Below are 11607 nucleotides of genomic sequence, written 5' to 3' on the forward strand. Positions count from 1 at the left end.
GGTAGCGGTGTGCGGCGTCTTTGCCGTCTCGGCCGTTGCACGTGCAGGTCAGGGCGGGACGGCAGCTCTCCTGATGTGCCGTCCCGGCGGGTGCTGGCGTCTTGTCCCGAGTCGGGACAGGTGTGCGGCGTTCTTGTCCCGACTCGGGACAAGAACGGCGCCGTCGGGGCGGGCTTGCTTGGGTCGGTGTGTCCCGTGAAGGGACGGCTGCGCAGCACCGTCCGTCCCAGTAGGCAGGGCTGTGAGCTGCGGCGATACGGCATGGACGCCTGGGACGTGGCAAGACGGATCTCGGCAGCGTCTCCGGCGGGCAGCACTCCTGGAAACGCCTGCGTTGCCGTCTTGCCCCTGGCTGACGTCTTGCCGGCGTGCTGTCTGACCTGCGAGATCACGGCAGGGACGGCAAGTACGGCAACCAGGAGCCGCGGATCAGCAATCGCCGCCGCGGGCCTCGACTGGGTGGACGGCCGGACAGTACCGCCGCCACGCGTCGAGGAACTTGTGGCGCATGTAGCCCTTGCGCTGAGTCCGGTCGGCCATGCGTACATTGCCGGGCCGGATGTCGTAGTCGCGCAGCATCGCGCCAAGTTCGCGGGCGGTCAGGCCGTAGCGGCCTCGCTCTCCCCACGGGGCTTCGGCGTCCGCGTTCAGGTAGTGCAGAAGATCCTCGGTGGAGAGGCTGTCCGCCTCCCTCTGGGCGAAGAAGACCCGACGGATGTCGGCCAGGATGCGCGCCCCGCTGGGGTGGTCCTCTTCTGCCGCCACTTCGGCGGCGACCATCCGCGCGCAGGCGATCCGCGCCAGCCGGGGCCAGCGGCCGCCCGCCAGGTCGGCGACGATCACCAAGGGTTCCCACGTGTCGGCGGCGCGGTCTTCGACCGGCATGTCCGGCTCCAGGTTCGCGGCGTCTTCCAGCAGCGGCCTGGCCAGTGCGTGGATGCGGTCGCGCAGCTCGTGCAGGGCGGGGATGTCCCGGCGGGAGCGGAAGGGCTTGACCTTCTCGCCCTCGGCCCGGCGCCGCATGCGGATGACCACCGACCGGTCCATGACCGTGTCGGGCAGGTCCCCGATTCCCGCGATGGCCGCCATCGCGAAGGTGGCGAACTTGTGCGGGGTGTGGTCGTTGCCAACGACCCGGGTGACGTACCGTCCGCGCTGATGGCCGGCGTTGAGCAGGCCGCGCGTCTCCTCGTTCTTCTCCGCGACCTTGGGGCCGAAGATGGTGTCGGCCTCGTCCACCAGCAACGTCGGCGGCTCGTCCTCGTGGATCGAGCGGAAGATGGCCGCCGGTGTGGTGTTGATGGTGAGCATGGGCTCGTGGACCGTCTCCGTCAGCACGTCCAGCAACCGCGACTTGCCGCAGCGCTTCGCCGGCCCCACCACTGCCAACCGAGGGGCGTGCTGCCACGCCGGCTGGAGATGTGTCGCTGCCACCCACAGAGTGATCGCGTCCAGTGCCTCAGAGGAGGGCGGGATCACGAACCGGGCTATCTGCGAGCGCAGCTCGTCCAGAGCCTTCGAGCCGACCGTCGGCTCCGCGTCGGGCATGGCCTCCAGGCCGATCGCCGGGTCCGTCTCGTTGGCGCTGTCATCGGCCGTACCGTCGCTCGGGTCCACCCTGCCGTCGGCCTGCGCGGGACTCAGGTGGGCTCCGGGCCGGCCGGGGATGGCTGTGGTGGGCCAAGCCGCTCGTACGGGGGCGGAATAGGACTCGGGGTTCTCGGGTTGCACTGAGCGGCTCCTCGTCTGGCGGTTTTGGGTTTGCACACCCCTGCCGCCGGGTCGGTTCGCACGGGATTGCTGGGGAGTCTCGGGGCCTCCGGCGTTGCACCGCCGGAGGCTCCCTCTCTTCTCGCGGGTCTCTCGGCACCGCGAGCGACCACGGACAGTACGTCCAAGCTGTGCCACAGTCCAGCGTTTCTGTGTCAGCTCAGCGCAGAACCATCTGCTAGGCGTCAGGCGCTTCACGCTGCCAGCCCCAGCAGGGCCAACAAGTCTGCGGTCACCACTCGGTAGGCGTTTCCGAGACGGAGCACCTTGCACGGGTACTGGCCGCGCTTGGCCAGTTCGTATCCCTTGCTCCGGCCCAGTCCCAGCGCCCGGTTTCCCGTCTCCAGGTCAACGGCTGCGGGGAGCTCAAGGAGCTCCTCGCGGCTCATCCCCTTCGCTCGGCCGGCCTCTTCCTTCTCGCGCATGCGTGCTCCATCCATGACTGAGCCCACGGCGAACGCGCCCATCGCGCCCGTCTCCAGGTCTTGGAATTAACGCTAAGCGAGCTACTGTGTCTAAATGACACAACGCCGTAGCGATCCTGGATCCAAGAAGGTCGACGACGAGGACGACGTCCCGGAGTGGGTGGATCAGGTCATGGCCACCGTGGCCGCCGAAGTCCGCAGACGACGGAAGGAACTGGGTTGGAGTGCGCAGGACTTGGCCGACAAGTGCGAGGAGATCGGCCACCCGATCCCCCGCAACGTCATCGCCAACATGGAGTCCGGACGCCGCTCCAACCTGCCCTTGGTCGACGTCATCGTCCTGGCCGAAGCGCTGAATACCCCGCCCATCTGCCTCGTCTACCCGGTCGGATACGTCGACGACGTGCAGCGACTCCCTCTTCAGCACCCCACCACTTCGCTGGACGCGCTGCGCCGGTTCACTGGAGAGGAGACCGACCTCGGCACGGACGACGACATGCTCCGCTACTTCCGCGCCCATCACGCTGCCGAGGAGCGGCTACGGAAGGCGCGCCGTGACGAGGACCACGCGCGCTACCAGGCCGAGACCGCCCCGAACGCCGACCGTAAAGCCGAGGCCCTCCGCTCTCAGGCCCGTGCCGCCGAGACGGCCGACGACGCCGCCAGCAGCTTGCGCAGAATCCGCGCGTTCATCCGGCAAGAGGGCGTCACTCCCCCGTCCCTGTGGCCAGATGTGGCCACCGCGATCGACTCATCCGGGAGCGATCCCGATACCACCGAGGAGAATGATCTTTGAAGGGTTCCACCTACCGCCGCTGCTCCTGCCGCGCCCCGAAGACCGGCAAGGAACTCGGCACCTCCTGCCCCAAGCGCAACAGCAGGAACCACTGCACCTACTCCGTACGCCAGGAGCTCTCGCCCCGTGAGGACGGCAGTCGGCGCTCCTTCGCCCGTGGCGGGTACGGCAGCCTGAAGGCGGCCCAGGCCGACCTCGACCACGTGCGCGCCCTCCTCGGGCTGGCCGAGTCGGACGATCCCGAGGGCACCGAGCTCATCGCCGAGATGCTGGCCGAGGTCAGCCGCGAGCGGTCGCCTCTGCCCGAGGTCGAGGAGACGAGGCGGCGTCTCAACTCCGGCCAGGACCTCATCGGCAGCCTGACCGTGGCCGAGTGGCTCGACCGGTGGCTGGCCGGCAAGCGCATACGCAAGTCCGGTATTAACCGCTACGAGACCGACATCCGCGTGCACCTGAAGCCTCGCATCGGGAACCGGCGCCTGGACCGGCTCCGCGTGAGCCACCTCAGCGAGATGTTCACGGACATCCGAGACGCGAACGCCCAGATCCTGGAGGACAACGCCCAACGGCGAGCCGCGATCGACGAGCTGGCGACCGTGCCGTGGAAGGGCGCGGAGAACCGAGCCCGGCGCAAGGCGATGAAGGCAGCGATCGATGAGATGCCGCCCTTCCGCCGTATCACCGGCCCCGCCACGCGCCAGCACGTCAAGGCCACCCTCCGCGCGGCCCTGAACGACGCGATCGGGCAGCAGATCATCACCTTCAACCCCGCCGCCCACGTCGAGATCGATCCCGTGCGCAAGCCGAAGGCGCTCGTGTGGACGGACGAGCGGGTCTCCAAGTGGGAGCAGACGGGCGAGAAGCCGTCGCCGGTGATGGTCTGGACGCCGCAGCAGACAGGAGCGTTCCTCGACTTCGTCGCCGAAGACCGGCTGTACGCGATGTGGCACCTGATCGCCTTCCGTGGCCTTCGCCGTGGCGAGGCGTGCGGGCAGCCGTGGTCGGAGACGAACCTCGACACGCACGCCCTGACCGTCTCCTCCCAACTCGTGCAGGACGGCTGGGGGGTCGAGGCGTCCGATCCCAAGACGGACAGCGGGTATCGCGTGGTCGCGCTCGACGACGACACCGTCGACGTCCTGAAGCGGCACCGTGAGCGGCAGGACGCGGACCGCAAGGAGTGGGGCGCCGCCTGGGTCGAGACGGGGCACGTCTTCACCCAGGAGGACGGCTCCTGGCTCCACCCGGGCAAGGTGACCGATCTCTTCGAGCGTCTCGTCGCCGCATCCGGACTCCCGCCGATCCGTCTGCACGACCTCCGCCACGGCGCCGCCACCCTGATGCTCGCCGCTGACATCGACATCAAGATCGTGTCGGACACCCTCGGTCACAGTGATACCCGGATCACCCGGGACATCTATCAGAGCGTCCTGCCCCAGGTCGGCAGGAGCGCCGCCGAGGCGACCGCGAAGCTGGTCCCCCTTCAGCGCAAGGCCGAGGCCGAGAAGGCGGCACGCAAGGCCGCGAAGAAGGAGAAGGCCAAGAAGGCTGCGGCCAAGAAGGCTGCGGCCAAGAACGCCGGCAAGGCGAAGGCCGGCAAGCCGAAGACCAAGGCGAACGCCCCGGGCAAGGGCACCAAGAAGCCCAAGCGCGGCAAGTCCCAGAAGTAGGTTCCCGGGCGGCTCCGCTCACGCATCGCTCACGCAGGCAAAGTCACGGCAACCCGGCCGTGAGACCCGTCATGCCCCGAGCAATAGAAATCCCCAGGTCACGGGCTATGTGACTTGGGGTTTAATGGAGCCGCCTTCGGGATTCGAACCCGAGACCTACGCATTACGAGTGCGTTGCTCTGGCCATCTGAGCTAAGGCGGCGCGCTGGTGCACCCATGGTGCGATCAGCAACGTCGGTAAGTCTACACAGTTTCCCGGGGTGCTCCGTACCGGCCCCGGACGCCCGGGGGCCGGGGCCGGTACGAGGGCTCCGTGTCGTCAGGAGCAGCGCTTGCCGGCCGCGGGCGCGGTGCCGCTCAGCAGGTACGTGTTGATCGCCGAGTCGATGCAGGAGCTGCCGCGGCCGTACGCGGTGTGACCGTCGCCCTCGTAGGTGAGCAGGCGGCCGGAGGAGAGCTGGTCGGCCAGGGCCTCGGCCCAGCGGTACGGGGTGGCGGGGTCGCGGGTGGTGCCGACCACGACGATCGGGGTGGCGCCGGCCGCCTCGATGCGGTGCGGCTCGCCCGTGGGCCGCACCGGCCAGTAGGTGCAGTTCAGGGAGGACCAGGCGAGGCCCTCGCCGAAGACCGGGGAGGCCTTCTCGAACTCGGGGAGGGCGTCGCGTACCTCGTCCGGGGAGGAGAAGGCGGCGGGGAGGTCGAGGCAGTTCACGGCGGCGTTGGCGAACATCAGGTTGCTGTAGCCGCCGTCGGCCTCGCGCTCGTAGTAGCTGTCGGACAGGATCAGCAGGCCCGCGCCGTCCTTCTCCTTCATCGCCGAGGTCAGCGACTCGCGCAGCTGCTGCCAGGCGCCCTCGTCGTACATCGCCGCGATCACGCCGGTGGTGGCGAGGGACTCGGTGAGCTTGCGGCCGTCGGCGTCCCCGGCGGGGATCGGCTCGGCGTCCAGGTCGTCGAAGAAGGCCTTCAGGTGCTTGCCGACCTGGTCGGGGGTGGTGTCCTTGTCGCCGAGGGGGCAGTCGGACTGCTGCACGCAGTCCTTCGCGAAGGACTGGAACGCCGTCTCGAAGCCCGCCGTCTGCTCCAGGTTCAGGCGGCGCGCGGGCAGGGACGGGTCCATCGCGCCGTCCAGGACCAGGCGGCCCGTCCGGTCCGGGAACAGGCCGGCGTAGGTCGCGCCCAGGAAGGTGCCGTACGACGCTCCGACGTAGGTCAGCTTCTCGTCGCCGAGCACCGCGCGCAGGACGTCCATGTCCCGCGCCGCCTCGACCGTCGAGACGTGGCGCAGCAGCTTCGGCGCGTCCGCTCCGCAGCCCTCGGCGAACTTCTTGTAGGCGCCGACCAGCTCGTCCGTCTCCTCGGCGTCGTCCGGGGTGACGTCGGTCTGCGTATAGGCGTCCATCTCGCGCCCGTCCAGGCACTCGACGGGCTCGCTGCGGGCCACGCCCCGGGGGTCGACCGCGACCATGTCGTACGCGGCGCGGACCTTCGCCGGGTAGCCGATGCCCGCGTACTGCTGGAGGTAACCGATCGCCGAGCCGCCCGGTCCGCCCGGGTTGACCAGCAGCGAGCCGAGCCGCTTGCCCGGTCCCGTGGCCTTCTTGCGGGCCACCGCGAGGCGGACGTCGCCCTCGGTGGGCTTGGCGTAGTCGAGCGGGGCCTTCATGGTGGCGCACTGGAAGCCGGGCACGCCGCAGTCGCGCCAGCTGAGCTTCTGCCCGTAGTACGGAGCCAGCTCGGAGGGCGTGGCCCGAGGCAGGGCGGTCAGCGTCGCCGTCGCCGCCTCCGTGGAGCCCGCCGCCTCCGCCGCGGGCGAACCGGCGGACGTCGACGCGCCCCCGGCCGAGCAGGCGGTGGCGAGCAGCGCGGCGGCGAGCAGCGCGGCCCGGTGACGGGTGCTGCCGGTGCGGGTCCTGCGATGGGTACGCCTTGTGTGCATCCGTCGAGCGTAACGCTCAGAGACCGCGCCATAGCGGTGCGTGGTGACGTGTGCCTCGTACGGGTTACGGCGTCAACCGGGCGCTGCCCGGGGGCGCGGTCCCGGGGAGCGCGCGGGAGCCTCCTGGGGGCCGTCCTCAGCCGGCTCTGAGTGCCATCGTCATCGCCTCCACCGCCAGCAGCGGGGGCACGTTGCGGTCGAGGGCCTCGCCGCAGGCCGCGATCGCCTCGATGCGGCGCAGCGTCGACTCGGGTGTGCTGCCGCGGGCGAGCCGCTCCAGGGCGTCCTGCGCGTCGCTGTTGGCGATGGCCACGCGGGTGCCGAGCTGGAGCGCGAGGACGTCGCGGTAGAAGCCGGTGAGCTCGGACAGGGCGAGGTCCAGGCTGTTGCGCTGCGTACGGGCCTTGCGGCGCTTCTGGTCGGCCTCCAGGTCCTTGATCACGCCTGCCGTGCCGCGCGGGAGCCGGCCGCCCTGGGCCGCGCCCAGCGCCGCCTTCAGCTCCTCGGTCTCCTTGGTGTCCATCTCCTCGGCCAGCTGCTTGGCGTCCTCCGCCGCCGCGTCGACCAGCTCCTGGGCCGCCTTGAGGGCGCCGCCGATGTCCTCGACCCGCAGCGGCAGCTTCAGCACCGCCTGCCGGCGCGCCCGGGCCGCCTGGTCCGTGGCCAGGCGGCGGGCGCGGTCGATGTGGCCCTGGGTGGCGCGGGCCGCCGCCGCGGCGACGTCCGGTTCGATGCCCTCGCGCCGTACGAGCATGTCGGCGACGGCCTGGACCGACGGCGTGCGCAGGTTCAGGTGGCGGCAGCGGGAGCGGATGGTGGGCAGGACGTCCTCGACCGAGGGGGCGCACAGCAGCCAGACGGTGCGCGGGGCCGGTTCCTCCACGGCTTTCAGGACGGCGTTGGCCGACTTCTCGTTCAGCCGCTCGGCCTCTTCGACGAGGATGATCTGCCAGCGGCCGTTCGCCGGTGAGGTGAACGACTTGCGGACCGTGTCCCGCATGTCCCTGGCGCGGATCTCGGCGCCCATGGCGACCACCGTGCTGACGTCGGCGTGGGTGCCGACCAGCGCGGTGTGGCATCCGTCGCAGAAGCCGCAGCCGGGGACGCCGCCGAGAGCGCGGTCGGGGCTGACGCACTGCAGGGCGGCGGCGAAGGCCCGCGCCGTCTGTGCCACGCCGGAGCCGGGCGGGCCCGTGAACAGCCAGGCGTGCGTCATGCTCGTCGACTGCGGCAGCGGGCCGTCGGCCGCGGCCGCGGTGACGAAGGCGTCGGCATCCCGGGCCGCGGCGGCGAGCGGCTCGCACACCTTCTCCTGACCGACGAGGTCGTCCCACACGGTCATGGGTCACGCCGTCCTTCCGTCACACCGAGCCGGCCGCATCGAGGCGGCCACACCGAACCGGTCACACCTAACCGGTCACACCGAACCGGCCCCGCAGGGGCCGCCACACCGGCCGCGACACCCATTCGCGTCGCGGCCTCCATTGTGCGGGGCGGCACCGACAACGCGGCGGGGCGGCCGGGGCACGGGCCCCGGCCGCCCCGGTACGCGGATGCTCAGCGCCGTCCCCGGCCCCTGCCCCGGCGGCCGCCGTCGTCGCCGTCCCGGCGGTCCGCTGCCTCGTCGTGCGGTCCGAGCAGCTCGTCCGCCAGCGTCGGCAGGTCGTCTAGCGGTGTCTCCTCGGCCCAGTCGGAACGGCGCCTGCGGGACGGCGGTGCCTGGTCGGGGTCGATGCGGGGCAGCTCGCGCGTGCGGTCCTGGGCGTCCTCGGCGGGGCCGTCCTCCCGGAAGTAGCCCGGCGGGACCCGGTCGGCGGGGTCGTCGCCGCGCACGGGGGGCAGGACGGCCGTCTCGTCGGCGGCTCCCGGCGTCACGGGCGGCAGGACCGCCGTCTCCTCGGCGTCCCGCGGCTCCACCGCCGGCAGCACGGCCGTCTCGTCCGCCGCCGTGGGCGGCGCCGGCGGCTTGGGCAGCTCGGTCGTCACCTCCGGCTTGGGCAGCTCGGCCGTCACCTCGGACGCGGACTCGCCGGACTCGCCGGATGCCCGGCCGTCGCCCTCGGCGTCGTCGGCCCGGTCGTCGCCGGGCGTGTCCCGCACCGGCCGCAGGACCGCCGTGTCCTCCACCGGCCCGCCGGAGGCGTTGGTCGGGGTCACCACCGGGGTCGGCACGGTCGTCGCGTCCGTGGGGACGGAGGTGTCCGGCTTGGCACGGGGTGCGTCCGCGGCCGCCGGGGCGGCCGGCTTCGGACCGGCGGCGGCCGCTGCCGCCGCCTGCTCCGCCGCCCGGCGTGCCGCTTCCGCCCGCAGCAGGGCCTCCTCGGCCTTGCGCTGCTTCTCCAGGCGCCGGGCCTCGGCCTCGGCCCGCAACCGCTCCTCCTCCTCGGCCTGCTTGCGGCGCCGCTCCTGCTCGGCCCGCAGTCGCGCTTCCTCCTCGGCGCGCGCCTTCTCCTCCGCGAGGAGCCGGGCACGCTCCTCCTCGGCCTTGCGGCGGGCTTCCTCGGCCCGCTGCCTGGCCTCCTCGGCCTGCCGCTCGGCCTCGCGCCGCTGCGCCTCCTCCAGCTCGCGCCGCTTGCGCTCCTCCTCCTCGGCGCGCACCCGCGCCTCCTCCGCGAGGCGCTCGCGCTCCAGGCGCTCTTCCTCGGCCTTGCGCGCGGCCTCTTCCTCGGCCTTGCGGCGGGCCTCCTCCTCGGCCTTGCGGCGCGCCTCCTCCCGGGCCTCGATCTCGGCCTCGGACAGCGGCAGCACCTGGTCGAGCCGGTGGCGTACGGCGGTGGTGACGGCCTCGGGCTCCTGGCCGGCGTCCACCACCAGGTAGCGCCCGGGGTCGGCGGCGGCCAGGGTGAGGAACCCGGAGCGCACGCGCGCGTGAAACTCGGCGGGCTCGGACTCCAGCCGGTCCGGGGCCTCGGTGAACCGCTCGCGGGCGGCTTCCGGCGCCACGTCCAGCAGGACGGTCAGGTGCGGGACGAGCCCGTTGGTGGCCCACCGGTTGATGCGGGCGATCTCGGTCGGCGACAGGTCGCGGCCGGCGCCCTGGTAAGCGACCGAGGAGTCGATGTACCGGTCGGAGATGACCACGGCACCGCGCTCCAGGGCGGGCCGCACCACGGTGTCGACGTGCTCCGCGCGGTCGGCGGCGTACAGCAGGGCCTCCGCGCGGTGCGACAGTCCGGCGCTGGAGACGTCCAGCAGGATGGAGCGCAGGCGCTTGCCGACCGGGGTCGCACCGGGCTCGCGGGTGAGCACGACCTCGTGCCCCTTGCCGCGGATCCACTCGGCGAGGGCCTCGGCCTGGGTGGACTTCCCGGCGCCGTCACCGCCTTCCAGGGCGATGAAGAACCCGGTCGCGGCGGCCGTCGGCACCGGGTCGTCGCCGCCGAGCAGCGCGTCCCGCAGGTCGTGCCGCAGCGGCACGCCGGAGCGGTCGTCGACCTTGGCCAGCACCAGCACGGCCAGCGGCAGCAGCAGCGCGCCGAGCAGCATCAGGACGAAGGCGGCGCCGCCGTGGGCGAAGACGAACTTGCCGTTCTCCAGCCGGTGCGGTCCGATCGCCGCGGCCAGCACGGGTCCGACGACCGCGCCGAGCGCCACGCAGACCCGGACGACCGCGTGCAGGTGCTCGGTGGTCCGTGCCCGGCGGTGGTCCTCGGTCTCCTGGTCGAGCAGCGCGTGCCCGGTGTTGGCGGCCACGCCCGCGCCGATCCCGGCCAGCGCCAGGAGGAGCAGCACGGTCGTGTCGTCCGGGACGAGTCCGGCGGCCAGCAGGGCGACGCCGGCGAAGGCGATCGCCAGGGCGAGCAGCCGCCGCCGGGACAGGGAGGGCAGCAGGGCGGGGGCCGTGCGGATGCCGGCCACGACACCGCCGGTCAGCGCGGCCACCGTCAGGCCGTACAGCACGGGGCCGCCGCCCAGGTCCTTGGCGTGCAGCACCGCGACGGCGACCGTGGCGGCCACCACGGCGGCGAGCGCGGCGCAGGCGAACACCAGTAGCGGCAGCACTCCGGTGCGGCCCTTGTCGACGGCGGTGCCGCTCTTGGGACGGCGCAGGCCCTCCAGCGGCGACCGCGCGCGCGGGGTGCGCATCGCGGGCAGCTCCAGGAAGGTCACCACGGACAGGGACGCGGCGAAGAGTCCGGCCGCCACGTAGGAACCGAGCGCCGCCTGGTGCTCGGCGAACCAGTCGACGCCTGCGCCCAGCAGGTTGTTCAGGAGCCCCGCGACGACCAGCACGGCGGCCGCGAGGGGGATGGCCACGAAGCTCGTGCGCAGCGACAGACGGCGCAGCGCGTCCATGTGGTCGGGCAGCGGACGTACCGTCGCGCCCTCCAGGGGCGGGGCGGGCAGCAGCGCGGGAGCGGCGCTCTCGCGGCACACCGTCCAGAAGCGCTCGGCGACGCCGGTGACGAAGGCGGTCACCAGCAGGACGGCGAGCGCGTCGTCGGGCGTCCAGTCGATCCACAGCGGCGCCACGATCAGCAGCGCGGCCCGCAGCCCGTCGGCGCCGACCATGGTCCAGCGCCGGTCGAGCGGACCGTCCTGCGAGGTGAGCGAGGTCAGGGGTCCGAGCAGGACGGCGCCGAAGAGCAGCGTCGCGAGGATGCGTACGCCGAAAACGGTCGCCACTGCGAACGCCACGCCCCGGTAACCCCCGCCGAACGAGCCCGCGCCGATCGCGGCCTGCACGGCGAGGAGCACCAGCACCAGCAGGGCGAGAATGTCGCCGACACCCCCCACGAGCTGTGCGCTCCACAAACGCCTCAGCTGCGGGCGGCGCAGCAGGGCGCGGACGGCGCGCTCGCGGGAGTCCGCGACCAGGGCGTCGTCCGGGGCGGAGTGAGGGGCCGTTGGCTGCTCGGCTCGCGTCATGCGTTCAGCCTATCGGTCGCCGCCGACAGTCCGGGATGCCCGGCCGAACGTACGCACGCCCCGACACCGAATTGATGCCGGGACGTTCGTTTCGCGAAGAACGCGTGAAGCGGTGGAGGGGGCGCGGTGCTCGGCCGC

At 72.3% G+C, this 11607-nt stretch carries 7 protein-coding genes and 1 tRNA gene; 2 read left to right on the forward strand and 6 right to left on the reverse strand.

The window, feature by feature from the left end; all coding sequences use genetic code 11:
• Positions 1 to 429: 429 nt before the first annotated feature.
• Both ACIBCJ_RS09770 and ACIBCJ_RS09775 read right to left on the reverse strand, forming a co-directional pair.
• On the reverse strand, positions 430 to 1731 hold the full coding sequence (locus ACIBCJ_RS09770) for a DUF3631 domain-containing protein (protein WP_365979330.1): 1302 nt from the start codon (positions 1729 to 1731) through the stop codon (positions 430 to 432).
• 233 nt (positions 1732 to 1964) lie between these two features.
• Positions 1965 to 2195, reverse strand: a complete 231-nt coding sequence (locus ACIBCJ_RS09775; protein ID WP_215207164.1) for a hypothetical protein — start codon at positions 2193 to 2195, stop codon at positions 1965 to 1967.
• A 94-nt stretch (positions 2196 to 2289) separates the two neighbouring features.
• On the opposite strand from ACIBCJ_RS09775, the gene ACIBCJ_RS09780 reads away from it, so the two are divergent.
• Entirely contained in the window at positions 2290 to 2991 is a 702-nt protein-coding gene (locus ACIBCJ_RS09780) for a helix-turn-helix transcriptional regulator (RefSeq protein WP_365979331.1), read from the forward strand.
• Complete coding sequence (locus tag ACIBCJ_RS09785; RefSeq protein WP_365979332.1) at positions 2988 to 4661, forward strand: tyrosine-type recombinase/integrase; 1674 nt, start codon at positions 2988 to 2990, stop codon at positions 4659 to 4661. The genes ACIBCJ_RS09780 and ACIBCJ_RS09785 overlap by 4 nt, the downstream gene beginning before the upstream one ends.
• Before the next feature lie 125 nt (positions 4662 to 4786).
• Here the strand turns inward: ACIBCJ_RS09785 and ACIBCJ_RS09790 are convergent.
• From ACIBCJ_RS09790 to tmk, 4 genes are all read right to left on the reverse strand, one after another.
• Positions 4787 to 4863 (reverse strand) — tRNA-Thr (locus ACIBCJ_RS09790).
• Positions 4864 to 4980: 117 nt separating this feature from the next.
• A complete protein-coding gene (locus ACIBCJ_RS09795) occupies positions 4981 to 6600 on the reverse strand; it encodes an alpha/beta hydrolase (protein ID WP_362507880.1) in 1620 nt (539 codons plus the stop codon).
• 136 nt (positions 6601 to 6736) lie between these two features.
• Positions 6737 to 7942, reverse strand: a complete 1206-nt coding sequence (locus ACIBCJ_RS09800) for a DNA polymerase III subunit delta' (RefSeq protein ID WP_362507878.1) — start codon at positions 7940 to 7942, stop codon at positions 6737 to 6739.
• 215 nt (positions 7943 to 8157) lie between these two features.
• Positions 8158 to 11469, reverse strand: coding sequence for a dTMP kinase (gene tmk, locus ACIBCJ_RS09805; protein ID WP_365979333.1), 3312 nt, complete (start codon positions 11467 to 11469; stop codon positions 8158 to 8160).
• Between the last annotated feature and the right edge of the window lie 138 nt (positions 11470 to 11607).

The organism is Streptomyces sp. NPDC051136, from assembly GCF_044455745.1.
GTDB lineage: Bacteria > Actinomycetota > Actinomycetes > Streptomycetales > Streptomycetaceae > Streptomyces.